This window comes from Vibrio echinoideorum, assembly GCF_024347455.1.
Taxonomy (GTDB): Bacteria; Pseudomonadota; Gammaproteobacteria; order Enterobacterales; family Vibrionaceae; genus Vibrio; species Vibrio echinoideorum.
Genome location: NZ_AP025484.1, coordinates 1132260 through 1148690 on the forward strand (window position 1 = coordinate 1132260; position 16431 = coordinate 1148690).

Below are 16431 nucleotides of genomic sequence, written 5' to 3' on the forward strand. Positions count from 1 at the left end.
TGCGTTGTCTGCACTGCCTCGATTCGGCAACTTGATTCGCTTTATTGATGATCTAAAACTCAACAAAACAGCCTACTAATTATTATTGTTTAAACAGGAATGACGTGAGTAGTACTAGCGCATTAACAACACCTAAGCCCAACGTTTATATGAAGCCTTGGTATCAACGCCTTAACCTTTTGGATGGCGTGTTACTCGCTGTCATGTGTGTGTTTGCAGGCTGGCTTTATTATCGTTCCGCTGTTGGTATTAACTACCAGTGGCGCTGGGAAGATGCGTTTACCCTGATTTTCATTCCACCTTCTCAAGGCAATATTCCTTACTTTTTCCAAGGCTTGGTCGCGACACTGCGCTTGAGTGCTTGGAGCATGGTGTTAGCACTCTCTTTTGGCACATTACTTGGCGTTGCAAGGCACTCTAAAATTGCTTTCTTTCGTACGCCTGCGCTGATTTTTATCCAGTTGGTTCGAAATATTCCGCCACTGGTGTTTGTCTTTATATTCTATTTCTTCGTTTCTAACCAACTGATTCCATTACTTAGTTTAGAAAGTATCTTGCGTGAACACAATGGCGAGATTAACACTGTTCAAGATTTCCTATTCGGCCCAGCTAACCTTTGGGAAAACTTGGCGTCTGGTGTTATCTGTATTGGCTTGCTCTCTTCTGCTTATATTGCTGAAGTGATTAGAGCTGGTTTAGAAGGTATTCCAAAAGGCCAATGGGAAGCGGCCGATTCACTCGGCTTGTCTGCGTTGTCTAAGTATCGATTTGTTGTCGGTCCACAGGTATTAACGGCCATTACACCGCCATTGGCTGGCCAAGCAATATCTTTGGTTAAAGACACGTCGATTGTGTCTCTGATTTCTATCCAAGAGATGACGTTTGTTGGTACTGAGATGGCAAACTCTTCAGGTTTGATCTTTGAGATCTGGCTCATTGTTGGCTTCGTATATTTTGCTTTGTGCTTTGCGCTTTCACGTCTTTTCAAAGTGATTGAGCAGCGCTCTAGTGCCTATCTCAACCATCAATAACACCACCAATCAAAAATACGAATTCACCAGACTATTCATCGCCCTTATCAATTTCACCTGATTGGTTTAAGCTATTGACCAATCAGGATTTATCCCTTCATATTTCTTCTTAGAAACACAGCAAAATACTCGCCTAATCACTATACTTAAAGTATCGAACTACGTTGATTCTTCTCAAGGACATCACTCAACATGGACAATCATAAAGAAAGAGCTTTTTACGCCGTTGTTGGCGCATTGGTTGGAGACGCCGCTTCAATGGGGCTGCACTGGCTGTATGACCAAGAGAGGATCTTACACGTGGCTGGTTTTGAGCCTGAATTTCGCTCACCGAATCGGTTCGATTATCAAGACAAAGGCTACTTTGCGCACCAAGGTAAAACCGCAGGCGAGCAATCGCAATATGGTGCTCAGTTATTGGCGATGGTCGACAGCTTAGTCGACAACCAAAAATACGATGAAGCGAACTATATTCAACATTTCCGCTTCTGGTTTGATTTTGGCGGCAGTTGGCAAGGGTACATTGATAAAGCGACGCGCATGAGCTTGCTGAACATCCATCAATTAGAGCTAGAGGACGCCCCGATTACTGCCTGTGGCGCAGACGATACGCAACTTCCCGCAGTCTCAAAAATCATCCCACTGGTGGCGTGTACTTACACCTCTCACACTTTGCCAGCCATGGTAGAGAGTGCGGTACGAGTCACTAACAACAACGACAAAGCCGTAGAATGGGCCCAAGCCATCACCCTATTGGTTCAAGCGGCAATTCAAGGCAACTCGCCACTGCAATCGGTAGAAATGGTGCGACAAACTTGCAGCAGATTTATACACGATCAAATCGATGAAGCATTGGCTGAACCTGAGCTTTCGATTACAGATGCCGCGAAGAAGTTCGGATTGCATTGTGAACTGAGTGCCGCATTTCCCTTGCTGATTCGCATCATTGCGGGTGCTCAGAGCTTTAAACAAGGTATTCGCGACAATATTTTGTGTGGTGGTGACAGTTGCGGACGTGCCATCGTTATCGGAGCAGTATTAGCGGCCTGTTTCTACGAAGAAGATGGTGGAATTCCAACCGAATGGCTAAAACAAGTCGAACTCAATGGCGGTGTGCTGTCTTTGCCTATTGAATGACTCCCACAATAACGAACAAGGCAAAAGCGCCTTTCTTGCTCAAGAGCTCGAAAGGCACTTTTCTTTTCACTAATCACTTAAAGTAATCACTTAAAAGAATGACTTAAATGAATGCTTTAAACGACCGACTTAAAGGAATAGCTTCAGTTTTGGTCAATAAACTTTGCGGATCCCTACGACCGCCAGTTTATTGCGCTAACCAAACCTGGAACTAGAGCCTTCTCTAGAACTGATAAGCAGCGGAAAGCTTGTAGTTACGACCTGGTTCATAGTCATCCAAAGTAAAGCCTCTGCTCTACCCGAACGAGACGCGTGTGAGGTGTATTGCTCATCAAACACGTTATCGATACCAAAGGTGACAGACAATCCATCCACATTTGATGGCACCCACTGAGCATACAGGTTATGAACGTCATAGCTTTCTTTGATCGGCTGACCATCGAATACATTGTCTTCGTCTTTAACAAACATTGAATTCCAACCAAAAATCGTTTCCAACGCTTCAGATTGATAGTCCAGTGTGAGCGTGATGCTGTCGCCCATATCAATACTGCGTCCATTGCCACCCGCGACAGCGCCGCCTGTGTCTTTGTTTTTAGTATCTGATCGAGCATAAGAAAGCTTGCTGTTAAACATCTCGTAACCATAAGACAAGCTCGCCTCAAAACCCTTTATCTCTACATCACCTAAGTTGTAAATCAAGTAACTCTGGTTTGCGGGCTGATACTCTTCGGCAATGTAATCATCGATATTGGTTTGGAATACAGTTAAGTTTGCGCCAATAAAGTGATTATCTAAACGTTTATCGAAGCGTACACCACCTTGGGTGTTCTGCCCTGTTTCAGCCTTAATGTCGTCAGCTAAGAACGCTGCGTCTTGGTAAGCAATAAAGGTCTCCATCAACTCGGGGCCTTTGAACAGCGAACGGGTGCTCGCGAACAGCGTCCAATCTTGGGTCACGTCCCATTGCGTTGCCAACGACCATGTTACGTCGTCAAAGTCATCGTTTCCTGTTTCGGCTTTACGCTGGTAATCATCAAAACGAACACCTGCAGTGATCGAAAAGGCTTGAGTAAAGTAGAACTGGTCTTCAACAAAAAGTGCGGTAGAAATTGCGGACTCATCCATAAACTTACTGCTGCCGTAATAGCTGCTCGATGACTTGTCCATGTAGTCAAAGCCATAAGTCGCGATATTATCAAACGACATCAGGCGATAGTCCGATTGGAACTTAGCATTCAGGCCAAAGTTTTGGTTTTTCGCCGTATTGTGAGATAAGCGGTTCGATGGCCAACGCGGTGCCATAACACTTTCATCACGCTGAATCTCGGTCTCTGTGTTGTACAGAGTGACGTTACCTTGATGACTTTCGCCACGTAGCTCATAACTTGCCGTAATAGTGTCACGGTCATAATCAGTTGGAATCAGGATGTCGCTAGACAAGCCTTCGTTAGCACCACCTGACATATCTGGACGCGGGCTGTAATCACCACTATCACAATACAGATCATAAGAAAGTTCAAAGCGGTGTAGGTCATTCGGTTCAAAACCAATCTTACCGAGAATGTTGTACACATCCCCTTCTGAACCAAAGGTTTCATTGCCGTCACCGTCTTCGAAGTCATCTCGACTCATGTAATGACTATAGAGCATGACATCGACCTTATCCGACAATAAGCCATATACAGTTAATGAACCTTGTTGGCTTGCATTCGTGGCATAGCCACCATAAACACGAGCGCCAAAGCTCTCGTCGTAACGAAGCAGGTCTTTGGCATCTTTGGTTTCAAACAGTACTGAGCCACCTAACCCACTTTGCGTCACAGAGTTATTACCCACTTGGATATCGGCCGACTTCAAGATGTCTGGGTTAAGAGTCAGGTTGCCGATATGGTGGAACATATTAGCGTGCTGAGAAGCACCATCTAGTCGAATATCTAAATCCGTCTCACTTAATCCGCGAATAGTAATTCGTTGGTTCACCGAGTGCGTCCCCCCAACATCAACACCAGGGATCTCACGTAATAAATCAGACATGTGATCGGCTTGCTTTAGAGACATGTCATCGGCAATGATCGATTCAGTGTTGCTCGATACCTTCGTTCCCCACACCACGACCTCATCAAAGTGTGATGTGTTTTCTTGTGCAATAACGGTGCTGCTAAACGCACTGACAATTGCGATACAGAGAGCTGAAAGCTTAATTGTTGAGTTGACTGGGCTTTCCATAAATTCGATCCTAGATGTAAATGATAATAATTCTCAAATATGATAAGGTCGTAATCTATAAATGCACAGGTGATTTGCTTATGCAGAAACGCATAGGTGTTATGAGGAACGGTCAAATGAGTGAAGTAACACCAAAGCGAACTAAACTCGCTGAAACAGTTGACGTGAAAACAAAAGTATTGACCAAAAAACCTGTATTACCAAACAAGACTGAACTAAGAAAGAAAACAGCGTTGACTCAAAGAATCGCATTAACCAAAAAGTTAGAGCAGACTGAAAATCAAATCATCGTGACACAAGGTCAAGCCAAGCAAACTTCTCTAGCTGAAGGAACGTTCCTTTCTTATCAATATAATGGCCACATTTTTGTGCATGGCGGTCGCTGTATTGAATTAGTCGACAGTAATATTGTATCGACAGCCCACTCTGCAATCCTGATTACTATTCTTCTGGAGGGAAAACTGACCTTTAGTTATGACGATCTAGAGTTCGATCTTGATGCCAGCGATGGGCCACAAGGTGTGGTAGTTAACCTTGCGAAGCCAGCTAACTTTAGGCGTTCGTTGATACAAAGGAATAAAATTAACAAGATCAATATCTTGATAAAGCCACAATGGGTCGAACCGCGTACCAGTGATCACTGTTCTAGCAAATCATTCCTTGATTCACACAAGGCGTTTTACGACTTACAAATCAATGCTGACATCGTTCAACTAACGAGTTCACTAACTAGCCAAGCAACACCAATCAACTTTCAAGACAAGCTAGTCGTCGAAACTCTGACCCAGCAATTGCTTTCTCAAACACTATCGCAGATGCCAATTCAATGTTGCCAACAATGTATTTCTGAAGATGTTAATGTCAGCTCATTAAACACCAGTTCAAATAGCACTTTGAGGAGTTTAGATTTAAGCGAAAACACTGATGAGATCACCACCTCAAAAGGGTTTGATACTAAGATAGAAGACATCATCAGCTACATTGAAATCAATTTGGATCAGCCGCTCAGTCTTGAAAGCATCGCGAGTAAGTTCTCGATGAGTATTTCCAACCTTCAGCGTCGCTTTAAGCAATCATACAACCTAACAATCAACGGCTATATCCGCTACCGACGCCTAGATATTGCGCGCCAACATTTAGAACGAGGATTGGTTTCAATAACCGAAGCCGCCTATGAAGCGGGTTATCAGCACCCTTCCAATTTCACCAGTGCTTTTAAGAAAGCCTTTGGTGTGCCGCCGCAAGATATATATAAACTTAACAGCTAATTTATAAGACCATCGAGTTCTAAACTTTGGAAGTCCTAAGTTACAATCAACCACCTTAGTGAGGTTATCGCCAAGGTGCTTTCTCAATTAACTGTCAGGAAAAATTAACTATGGCAGCAATAAAAACTGCCATAGTGGTCACTCAACTAGCCTTCAAAATCACTGACTTCCCATTTGCTGCTCACTTCGTTCGTCAACAGTTCCTGAAAAGGTTCGACATCTTTCTGTTCCCATAAGTCAACTTGTACATTGAAAAAGCGGTCTTTTCGTTGAGTCGCATAAACATAAAGTGGAGAGACCGTTACCGCGTTCTCCTTAATGGTGTGCTCAATACCTAAATCAACGCTAAGAAACGATTTACCACCATTAGCAACAAGGCCGCGACGCATATTGCATCGGAACTGCGTTAAAATGTAATTTCCCGGTTTGATACCATCAAATAGTGCGTATTTAGAGTCTTCATATACAAACATGCGTAGGGTTTGTGGTTCAGAACCAACCAAGTTACCATCAATTTTTTCTTTTAAATCAAATACGAAGGTTTCACATGGGTATGTCGAATCGTGCTTAGAGATAATAGTTGCAATAGCGAGTGCACCATTTCCCTGCGGTTCTGACAATGTGTCTATCGCTGTATTTGGAAGTGTTTTACAACCAGCAATCCCGATAGCCAATGCAGCAACTAAAAAATGTTTCATATAAAGCCTTTATTATTATCAATGAAATCATGCACAGACACTATCATTAAAAACTAAGACTCCAACCACAAATTTATAAAAGAGTGATATTGTTAACATTGTTTTATTTATCAATAACTAACATCAGCATCCTACACCTTGATTTGCCCAATATAGTCACTATTAGGGAAGATCTCTTCCAGCTGTTCATTGTTAATTGAGAGGTGTTGGTTGAGTACACCTTTAATGACACCTCTCATGTCTATGGTTGGTTTTAGATCTCGCCCTTGATACAGATTCTGTTGGCTCAACCCTGGCCAGTTTGCGATAACTCGGCCTCCCGAACTCGACATTTTTGAAACCTTGTTAGCCATCGCGCCACCAGCAACAAGCATGACATTTCCCGTGCCATGGTCTGTGCCTTTTGTTCCGTTTTCTCTAGCCGTTCGGCCAAACTCACTGGCCGCGATGACCACCGTGTTACTCCAGCGTGAGCCTAACGAGTCCTTTAGTGCTGCCAACCCAGTATCCAGAGTCTTAAGTTGGTTGCTCAACTTGACATTTACGCTTCCTTGATTAGCATGAGTATCCCAACCTCCAAGCTCTAGCGCTGCGATGTTTGGTCCGTTATCTGCTGATAAAATATCGCCGGTTTTGCCCATCAACGACTTAAACTGTTTGCCAACACCTTGATCACCGACCAGCTCATCTATCTTCATGACGCTTTCGAAATTAGCAGACAGCATTTGATCACTCTGAAAAAGTTCTTCAAGTAACTCAGTTTGTTTGTCGCGTGTTTTTAAGCGGTTTGGATACCAACTTGCCACGGTAGATTCACCCTGCATAATAAGCGGCAAGCCTGAGTCAATCGCGATGCCATCGTATTTTTCTGAGCTCAAGCTGAGCAATCGGTTAAGCCAACCTTCCGTATTAAAAGGATCGGAAGTACCGTTTTCTAATATCTTTTGCCCATCAAAATGAGAACGCTCTCGATAAGCGGATGAACAAGCGTGAACAAAGCTAAGTTCTTTATTTTCATACCATTGATGACATTGCTTAAGAGACGGATGCAACCCAAAGAAGCTATCTAACTTCAATAGCTGATTAGGCTTTAAGCCAATATTCGGCCTTAGACCTGCATAATCAGGATCAGCATAAGGCACCACAACATTTAAACCGTCCATGGCGCCACGCAGTGATATCCAAACAAAGATATTGTCTGAACGCGTTTTGGCGAAACTTGGAAACGGCAACATCGCGCTGACACCAACGGCTGCGGCAATGCCCATGAACTGGCGGCGATTAATACTTTGTAGGCCGTGATTGTGTAGCTCATGACTCTGCGACTTAATATTCTGCGAACCGTTTGTCTTTTTCATACCCACTCCTAACGATATTGAAACTGTGGGCTTAACCACAACAGGGAAAGTTGCATTGCAGCACTGTCGGCTTTGCTCAAAACAATTTGAGTATGTTCATCAATCGCATCGCCATATAAAGCTGCGATCACGTTATCCACTACGGCCTTTGGTTTTGTACCCGATGCCTTAGCCGACTTTATCGCAATTGAGGCGAGCCTATTAGCGACTTGCATACGTTGAGTCAATGCCGAAGGGCTGTTGTAATCTCTGTCTTGATCCGACCATCCCGCAGGCGAACCCGGTTTAAAAGGAGGTTGCCCTAGCGTATTAAGAGCGTTCAGCGCTTGTTTATCGTTTAAGGAAATACCAGAACTGCGAAGTACAGCAAATAGCCACTCTTTCGGCGGTCTGAACCGATTGGGCTTGGGTTCGTTTGCCTCTATGCTCCCCAGTAACAAGCGATAAACAGGCAGTAAATCGCCCTCACCTTTTAGATATGTCGCGACCATTTGTTCTAAGAGATCGTTAGGCGTATCGCCAAGAAAATGCTGGCAAAGCTTATGGACCAAATGCTGAGCTGTGTCTTTGTGAGTCGCTAAGATTTGTAAACACGACTCCCCTTGCGAGACTCCATGTTGGGAGTAGGATTTTCCAAGTAAGGTGATACTGCCTGGCTCGTGGAGGTTATTAGCAAATCGAAAACCGACGTTTGGAGATTGGAATTTAATACCCCATCCCGAAATCGCTTTTGCTAATGCAATCACGTCTTGTTGGGTATAGGAACCATCAACGCCTAGGGTATGGAGTTCTAGAATTTCACGAGCGAGGTTTTCATTAAGCCCTTTGTCACGGCGCTTACCGACTTTTGAATTGGGTCCAATCGAGAGTTGATTATCTAGATACAAAAGCATGGCTGGATGCTTTGAAGAAGCCATCAGCATATCGCCAAAGTTGCCATTCCAATGCTTGCGAACCACATCGTTTTCAATGCCGGCGGCCAAGGGCATCAATTTTCGATTATCGACCGAGATGGCGAAGTGATTGCTCCAAAACTGGATAATGCGCTCTTGAAAACCATAAGGTGTTTCAACGCTTTGCAGATGGCGAGCTTGGGCTTGTTGTCGGTAATGAGTTCGAAGAAAAGACTGTGCCTCTTTCTTCATAACTTGCATCTTTTGCTCATCACCCTTGGCTTTCTTTCGCTGTTCACGATTCTCACCGACGGTTATCAGGATAGATTCCGTGGTCGGTAAAGCTTGAATAGCTTGGTGAACGAATGGCTTTTTATCCAACTGTTCTAAAGGCGAATAATAGGCTGTTTGAGCTAATCTCGGTCCAAAACCAAACCTTTGTTCACCCACGATTTTTGAAGTCGGGTAATAATTCACTGCACACTCCCTTATGCTTAATCTGTTCTAAGTGTAATCGCTTAGTCATCAAGCATAGGGAGCTTTACGTGGTTTTACGTTAGATGGGTGTCAGGTGCCTATCAAGTTACAGACACGGTGTGATCATTTTGAATGAATGTCTATTTACGCCACATATATACAAACTGGTCGTTTTGCGAGGTGATTTCAAAGCCAAATCTTAAGTACAGCTCTCCAACTCGATTACCTTGCAGATAACTCAACTCAACTGGCTTACTGAGCTTATCTGCGTGAGCTAAACAATCGGTGAGAACCTTACTACCAACACCCTTGCCATGATATTCAGGCAGCAAAAAGAATCGGCAAAAGTAGAAGTGACTGCCTTTATTTTGAAGCAGTACACTACCAATTGCTTTGCCTTGATATTCTATGATTTTAGGCCTTTCTTCTGCCCACTCTTCGGCGTGTATATCTCGTTGAACTTGTTCATCCCAGCCAAAAACAGCTTTGATTGGCTCAAATTCAGCCGCCTTTTTTAGCTCGAACAGAAATTCATAATCTGATGACTGAGCGGTTCTTGTCGAATACTTCAAAATATCTCCAACAATAATCAATGAATAAGAAACAACAGCGGGTTCATTTCCAAAAAGCTCGCTCACGACAAGCAAGTGAGAATTGGAAGGTGCCATGCTTCAGTGTTCATTTAGGGTTTAGTTGATAGCGTAGAACTTCGTGTTTATCTTGCTCTGAGTAAAAGGTATTTAAGAACTGCCCACCGCACTTCTCAATCACTTTTTGCGAAGCAATATTGTTGCAGTCACAGGTAATAATAGCACTTTCTACAAGTACATAACGCTGAACCCAAGACAGCATATGACTTGCGATACCTCGCCCTCTTGCTTGTGGCAGCGTCTCATAACCGATGTGCCCGATAACGTCATGAATGTATTCACTGGTACCGTGACGAACTCTAGTCACACCAAGAATCTGACCAGACTCGATACAAAAGTAAGTAGAAGCAGGTGTCCACCCTTCAGGCAAACACTCACCTTTTGAATAAGCGATTCGCCTTTCTAAATAAGTATCGCTGCCATCAGAAATACCGGTATAAATTTCGAGTCCATCATCGATACAAGCGTTTACATAATGGTGGAACGCATTTGAGTACGCCATGTCGGCTTTGAGTATGTCCATATCCGATAAACTCCTTGTGCACACAGAGCTGCTACTCTGAAGAAATCCGAATTACTGTTTCTTAACGTATTTAGCCGTTACAAGCATTTCACCGCCACCATCAAGCTTGCAATCTAGCTGGTGATCTTTGCCTTCATTGATGCGTCTGATTACCGCTTTCGTGCCGATTTTTAGTACAGAAGAGCTGCCTTTAATTTTTAGATCTTTAATGAAGGTAACTTTATCGCCACTTTCCAATACAACGCCATTCACGTCCTTAACACGCGCGGCTTCTCTTTCTAAACGCTCTTCTTCTGGGTTCCACTCGTAGGCACACTCAGGGCAGATTAGGTTGTTTTGGTCTGGGTAGACATATTCAGATTGGCATTGCGGACAAGGAGGTAGAGACATACGTTAATACTTCATTTAAATAGAATTTGTTCCATTTTAATGACTCTTGTCAGGCTTAGCGAGCATAAATCTAACAAGTTTTACGGAGAGCTAATTGTCTTAAAAAAAGCAGTACCTAAAACGAACAAACACAGCCGCTAAGCTGTGTTTGTTTAAAAATTTGAGAAGCAGAACCGCTTAACGCTCTACTTTTGGCGAGTAAATCGAATATGCTGTGATTTGTCCTGCCACAATCGCGGAGAACATAAACAACGCAGATAAACCGATGCTAGGGATCGGCAAGATAGACTGCTCGAACACAGACTGACTGGCACTCACCAGCACGCGGCTACCCGGAACCAAAATGATGATCCCTTGCACGATATAAATAGAGCCTGTGAGCTCCATCTTCTTGGCAATCCAAGTGCCGTACAAAGTAATAAGAACCGTCGTTACCCAAGTACCCACAACCCAACCACTATCAAAACCTAGATAAAACGGCCCCCACATACCCAGAACCGCAACTGGCAAGCCAAGTAAGATGTCTTTAGGACGCGCATTGAACATCACACCGATAGACACAGAGATCAGCACCAAGCCAGATATGTGCATCCACATCGGAACCGCATTGGTATAGTCGATGGAGACCGCTTGTCCCCATATCGCTTCACCAATATTGAGCCCCATGATAATCCCAACAAATAGCTTAATCAGGGTTAAGGCGCTCTGCCCTAGCAAGCTGGTACCAGAGACGAGATCATTAAACGCCAAACATTCTAATGCGTTGGCTATGGATAACCCGGGGACAAACAAGACAATCGAGGCGATACACAATGCCCACACAGGGATCGGCAAACCTGTACTTGCCAAAAACGCCACGAAGATACCCGTTAACAATGCCGAGATGAATTCAACCGCGATAGCGCGACGTGAATGAAGAACTTGCTGGCATACCCAAACCATCAAACCCAGTAACGCAGAAAAGCCAACCGCTTCCAACGTACTGCCTACTAGCATCAAATACGCAGGCGGAATACCCATGTTGGCAAGTGCAGTCACAAATTTAGAATAACCGACAGGCTCTGGTACGGGCTCACTGCTCGGTTGGTTAATACGAATGATCGTATTGGCCAACAAACTCAGGTTAATTGAAGCAGGCTTTAGACGCTTAAGAATCACAGCGTTGTTATCGTCTGGAAACTGATAATTGATCGCGGTTGGCGTTGCTTGGATCATCACATCCACACCATGCTTTTTAGCATAATATTGTGTATATTTTTCAAGCTTATACGGAGCGCAACCACTGCGGTGAAGAGTATCACCAATTTCAACAATTTTGTTAATTCGGAACTGAGAAGGCATGGGTATTTTAGCGGAGACAAAATGTGCGGCAAATGTACCAAACGATAGACGGAATGACGAGACTTTTGCGCGAATTATCAACTGAACTCGTTACTTTTTTCTGCAAAGGCTTAGAAGTCTCTATAACTCTACTCATTTGGGATTAGTTTACTGAATAATACGAATCCTTCGTAAGTTAAATCTATGCATCCCTATTGTTATCGATTTACTTGGATAGTCGGCTTAGATCACGATTGTATTAACACGTACAGTCGTAGATTTTGCTTACGTTTGTGGGGTAATAGCACTCTGTATTCGTATATAAATTCACCCGACGTACGTCTCCAAAAATAATAAATCAAATGTTACTTTGAATCGTGAGCTTAACGAGAGTTTAATCACATTTTATTCACTCTTAAAACGCCAGATACGATTGAAAAACTAGCGGAGTGGTGATTATGCGAGCACTTAGAATAAAAATGAAAGAAAAAGGTTTCGTTTTCAGTTAGATGTGGCATTATCAAACTCGTTAAGACGATGTGCGTACATCGTATAATGGCTATTACCTCAGCCTTCCAAGCTGATGATGCGGGTTCGATTCCCGCTGTACGCTCCAGTCTTCTTGATGCCTCAGTCTTACTCTTAAGACAGTGTGCGTGCATCGTATAATGGCTATTACCTCAGCCTTCCAAGCTGATGATGCGGGTTCGATTCCCGCTGCACGCTCCAACTTCTGTTTAGTTTCAAATTCTCTTTAGTTACAATACCCCTTTAGATTCACCATCTCATCTCAGCTTAAAAACCTAAAACTGCGCACTTCATTGTGTGATTTTTTGTATTAAAAAAGAGCAATACCAAATGATATTACTCTTTGAATATTCTTAATTTAATTGATTACCTCAATCAAGCTTTCCTTCATCTAAAGCAGACGCGACCCAGACAAGCGGCGCATTCCAATTGATGGTTATTTCATTCAACGTCCAAGCTCCAATATTATCGCTGTAACACGTTTGTCCAACACACTTGCCTTTCATCACAGCGGCAATAGGATCACTAAAACTTACCGAATTTGGTCCTCCAATTAACGCGCCCGGCGCTGGTTTTGGTGAGTTTTCATCCGCAGCGTAAGCCCAGAATCGATGATGAGGATTCTCTGCAGATTTCGTTCCATAACCAGTAACATAAGAGATATTCATCGGGTTACCTCCGAGGATATAATCCATCGCACTAGCCGCCGCTTTGATGTATCGAACATCATTAGAAAAATCGTGAGCGTAAATCAAAAAGATACTTCGGTTTACAAGGTTGGAGTTTGAGCCCCACGAATACTCTTCGACGGTATAAGGAATGTTATAGCCTTCATTGGCAACTTGCTTGGTATAAGATTCTGCCGTTTTAATGATGTTCTTACGTGCTTGTTCAATAACTTGGCTGTCCAATAAATTGGGTACCACGGCTAAACTCACGGTGCCCGCAGGCGCTATATACTGCCAATACATGTCTCCATCCGCATTGATGTTCCCTTTCGGCACTTCAAGATAGTGCGGGGAATCAATCAATACTTTTTTGTAAGCCTCATCATTGGTTGTGATAAAGAGCTCGGCTGCAGCCCAGTATCGCTCATCACTCAATTCGATATCATCGTACGGCCCAGAACCTGTAAAGTTGTCGTAAGCATAGATATCTTGATGTTGATTTGCGGCGTTCCACGCTTTGGTCGCTGAATCCAAGCATAACTGTGAGAAGTCGCTGTCGATATCTTTCCAAATACGTGCGCACTGAGCACCGATTGCCGCCAGATTCAATGAAGCCGCAGTAGTGGGATAACCAACATAACGTTTCTGAGTATCTTTATGTGGTGGTAATGGCATGCCAGTCCAAGACTCATCCGCGATCTTGTGGAATGCCAGCCCTCTCGCGTTAATTTCGGTAAGTTTGAGGTTTTTACTCGCAGACTGATTACCAACAGGAACGGCGATAGGCGTGTCAGAGTCAACTTGCATCGCTAACATGAACTCTATGTTCCAGCGAGCTTCAGACAACAGCGGGTTCACGCCATTGGTTGCTTCAGGGATTTTTACTTTGCTCTCTGAAAAAGGAAGTGATTTGTTCTCTAAGAACTTACCTCGCTCGTATAAGTTCAGAAGTGTCCAAGTTGAAATACCACTATTCACCGTGTATTTACCATGGTCGCCCGCATCGTACCAACCACCGGTCGCATCAATAGTCAGGTCGCAGCCAGGCCATTTATTTCCCCAACTATCAACTTTATCAAAACATGTTGCAGTATCAGACATGTGGCCACCGGGCCTCGCAAGATCATCACGTTGAACGAACTCTGGCTTTATTTCAATGCCACTACGATTTTGATAAAAGTAAGACAAGGCATCGAGCTTTAACTGGCTATAAACATCGTTTCGAATATCGAATGGATAACTGACATCATCGCCGACTTTGATCGTTAATCCGTTCATTGTCTCTGTATAGTTTGAAAGGTTAACTCGGTGAATGTGCTCACCCGACGCTTTATTCAAACCGAAGACTTCTGTTTTACCGAGATCAAGGCTGATCCCTGATTGAGATACTAATGTCCATTTAAGAGGTTCAGTTGACGAGTTTTCAACAAAGATATACTTGTCGGATTGAGGTAAGAAGCCAACTTGGTTAGCTCGAATAGGCGTCTTAGTCGCTACTTTTACAAATGGCTTACCTACAACAGAAACATTATCAACACAGATGACACCCGTTTTCTGTGCGCCTAATTGAAACTGGAATTCTGTATCGGCGTCACTATCAAGTTCTTGTACAAAATCAAACGTATAGCTTTGCTTGTCTGTTGATACACCCACGTCACTTAGAAAATAATGCGTATAAGGAGGCCCTTCATGTTGGATCAAGGCTTTCATCTCAGTATCAATATTTGCATATGCATCGAACGATACCTGATATTTCTGACCTTGCTCTAAGCCAATACCGCTATGGCCTAAAATAACATCCCAAGAATTTTTCCCTGGGTTTTTAATATCAATACACGCTTCATTACTTTCTGTTGCTATGTTGGCGCCAGCATTCCACCAACCATCCATATTGCCTTTAAAGTGACTATTTCTAATCTGCTCTTCTGCATAAGTTACTCCAGAAGATAAAATCATGACAACCGCGAGAGATAACGTTCCTTTTTGCATCATTATTCCTTAAAGATGTTTCATATCTCCAAGGAAACTAGCGAAATAGATTCAATAATAGAGAGTTAACATTCGCAAAAAATAGACTCGTAAAAATAAATATTATGATTTCTTGTCATGTTTAACACTAAGGAACAAGCTCATGAATCAATTGCATGGATAGACAAAACGATATTGTGCTAGTGCTTCTCAGTTAAACTCAGATTTCATAAAAGTGCGGGTTTAATAATCTTGGTCAATATCCAAAAAAACAGTTGTGTTAATGTGCGCGCATTAGCAACAACCAAAAATAATTAAAAATGTTTAAAAGCAATGAGTTAACAATAAACATCGAAGCAATCAATGTCGCACTGTCAAAAGTCGAAAATGCGAACAAAATTCAGCTTAATACGTTGAAAGGTTATGTGAGCAGCGAACCAGAACAGGCCGTGCTGGCTTTTCGATCGCTGAATGAAGCAGAATCAATCGACGACAAACTTAAGAAGATCATGTCAGAGTTACCACATCTTAGTGGCGAAGCTCACCACCTACTGGAAACATCGATCCTATTACAGTAGTGGCCAAGAAAGATAAGTCTCAACTAGCGCGATGAGCTAAGACTTATCTTTTAGCTTTCTGTTTTTAGTACTTTTCTAGCAGCTATTTCTAGCTCTATTAGATAATGCCTAAAGCGTTATCGACTTCGCCATGCCCGCTTCCGCGTGTCCTGGAATATTGCAGGCAAATTCGACTTGATTATCACCGTGGAAATGCCAAAGCATCTGCTTCGCTTTGCCCGGCTTAACCGTGACTGTGCTACCCGAGTCATGAGCGTGATTACCCATGTTTTTCATCATTTCACGATGCTCTAGCTGCTCTGAGGCAGAACCAATCGAGAATTCGTGATCAATCTTGCCTGTATTCATCACAACAAACTGCACTACGTCATTTGGCTCTATATCGACCTTGTTTTTAAATGTGATTTTCATATCATCACTTAGCAGCACATGAACCACTTTATCGGGCTTCGCGCCTTGAGCTGGCATCCCAACTTCTGACATACCTTCCATGCCCATCATTCCACCCATATTCATCATCTTTGAATGGTCCATCTTTCCACTCGTCATCATACTGTGATCCATTTTTGAATGATCCATTTCTCCATTTTTCATCATCGAGTGGTCCATATCTGAATGATCCATACTTGAATGGTCAACAGTTGAATGGTCCATTGCAGCAAACGCGGTTGCAGTAGTTAACGTCAATGCAATCGCAATAAGTGTCTTTTTCATG

Annotated in this window: 13 protein-coding genes, 2 tRNA genes and 1 pseudogene; 6 read left to right on the forward strand and 10 right to left on the reverse strand. The window is 43.2% G+C overall.

The window, feature by feature from the left end; translation table 11 throughout:
• The first annotated feature begins 104 nt into the window (after window positions 1–104).
• Both OCV36_RS21300 and OCV36_RS21305 read left to right on the forward strand, forming a co-directional pair.
• The gene (locus OCV36_RS21300) at window positions 105–1031 is read left to right on the forward strand and encodes an amino acid ABC transporter permease (protein WP_135455194.1); all 927 of its coding nucleotides are present in this window, start codon (window positions 105–107) and stop codon (window positions 1029–1031) included.
• A gap of 192 nt (window positions 1032–1223) precedes the next feature.
• Window positions 1224–2168, forward strand: coding sequence for an ADP-ribosylglycohydrolase family protein (locus OCV36_RS21305; protein ID WP_135455195.1), 945 nt, complete (start codon window positions 1224–1226; stop codon window positions 2166–2168).
• 223 nt (window positions 2169–2391) lie between these two features.
• On the opposite strand, the pseudogene OCV36_RS21310 reads toward OCV36_RS21305, so the two are convergent.
• Window positions 2392–4397 (reverse strand): annotated as a pseudogene (locus OCV36_RS21310) (TonB-dependent siderophore receptor).
• A 20-nt stretch (window positions 4398–4417) separates the two neighbouring features.
• Between OCV36_RS21310 and OCV36_RS21315 the strand changes: the two are divergent.
• On the forward strand, window positions 4418–5665 hold the full coding sequence (locus OCV36_RS21315; protein WP_135455198.1) for a helix-turn-helix transcriptional regulator: 1248 nt from the start codon (window positions 4418–4420) through the stop codon (window positions 5663–5665).
• A 146-nt stretch (window positions 5666–5811) separates the two neighbouring features.
• On the opposite strand, the gene OCV36_RS21320 is transcribed toward OCV36_RS21315, so the two are convergent.
• The 7 genes from OCV36_RS21320 to OCV36_RS21350 form a co-directional block, all read right to left on the reverse strand.
• A complete protein-coding gene (locus OCV36_RS21320; protein WP_017076116.1) occupies window positions 5812–6363 on the reverse strand; it encodes a hypothetical protein in 552 nt (183 codons plus the stop codon).
• Between the two features lie 131 nt (window positions 6364–6494).
• Window positions 6495–7721: a DUF1501 domain-containing protein gene (locus OCV36_RS21325; RefSeq protein WP_210114709.1), complete on the reverse strand. Its 1227-nt coding sequence runs from the start codon at window positions 7719–7721 to the stop codon at window positions 6495–6497.
• A gap of 8 nt (window positions 7722–7729) precedes the next feature.
• Entirely contained in the window at window positions 7730–9091 is a 1362-nt protein-coding gene (locus OCV36_RS21330) for a DUF1800 domain-containing protein (RefSeq protein ID WP_135455200.1), read from the reverse strand.
• Window positions 9092–9231: 140 nt separating this feature from the next.
• Window positions 9232–9663: a GNAT family N-acetyltransferase gene (locus OCV36_RS21335; RefSeq protein ID WP_135455370.1), complete on the reverse strand. Its 432-nt coding sequence runs from the start codon at window positions 9661–9663 to the stop codon at window positions 9232–9234.
• Window positions 9664–9769: 106 nt separating this feature from the next.
• Entirely contained in the window at window positions 9770–10264 is a 495-nt protein-coding gene (locus OCV36_RS21340) for a GNAT family N-acetyltransferase (RefSeq protein ID WP_135455202.1), read from the reverse strand.
• A 51-nt stretch (window positions 10265–10315) separates the two neighbouring features.
• Window positions 10316–10654 carry a zinc ribbon domain-containing protein YjdM gene (locus tag OCV36_RS21345; protein ID WP_004731484.1) on the reverse strand — a complete coding sequence of 113 codons (339 nt, stop codon included), beginning with the start codon at window positions 10652–10654 and terminating at the stop codon, window positions 10316–10318.
• 177 nt (window positions 10655–10831) lie between these two features.
• The gene (locus OCV36_RS21350; protein ID WP_017058966.1) at window positions 10832–11995 is read right to left on the reverse strand and encodes a threonine/serine exporter family protein; all 1164 of its coding nucleotides are present in this window, start codon (window positions 11993–11995) and stop codon (window positions 10832–10834) included.
• Between the two features lie 520 nt (window positions 11996–12515).
• On the opposite strand from OCV36_RS21350, the gene OCV36_RS21355 reads away from it, so the two are divergent.
• Window positions 12516–12590 (forward strand) — tRNA-Gly (locus OCV36_RS21355).
• Window positions 12591–12628: 38 nt separating this feature from the next.
• Window positions 12629–12703 (forward strand) — tRNA-Gly (locus OCV36_RS21360).
• Window positions 12704–12873: 170 nt separating this feature from the next.
• Here the strand turns inward: OCV36_RS21360 and OCV36_RS21365 are convergent.
• Window positions 12874–15159, reverse strand: a complete 2286-nt coding sequence (locus OCV36_RS21365) for a glycoside hydrolase family 9 protein (protein WP_135455204.1) — start codon at window positions 15157–15159, stop codon at window positions 12874–12876.
• A 299-nt stretch (window positions 15160–15458) separates the two neighbouring features.
• On the opposite strand from OCV36_RS21365, the gene OCV36_RS21370 reads away from it, so the two are divergent.
• The gene (locus tag OCV36_RS21370) at window positions 15459–15716 is read left to right on the forward strand and encodes a hypothetical protein (protein ID WP_135455206.1); all 258 of its coding nucleotides are present in this window, start codon (window positions 15459–15461) and stop codon (window positions 15714–15716) included.
• A 108-nt stretch (window positions 15717–15824) separates the two neighbouring features.
• On the opposite strand, the gene copI is transcribed toward OCV36_RS21370, so the two are convergent.
• The gene (copI, locus tag OCV36_RS21375) at window positions 15825–16430 is read right to left on the reverse strand and encodes a copper-resistant cuproprotein CopI (protein ID WP_135455209.1); all 606 of its coding nucleotides are present in this window, start codon (window positions 16428–16430) and stop codon (window positions 15825–15827) included.
• Window position 16431 lies beyond the last annotated feature (1 nt).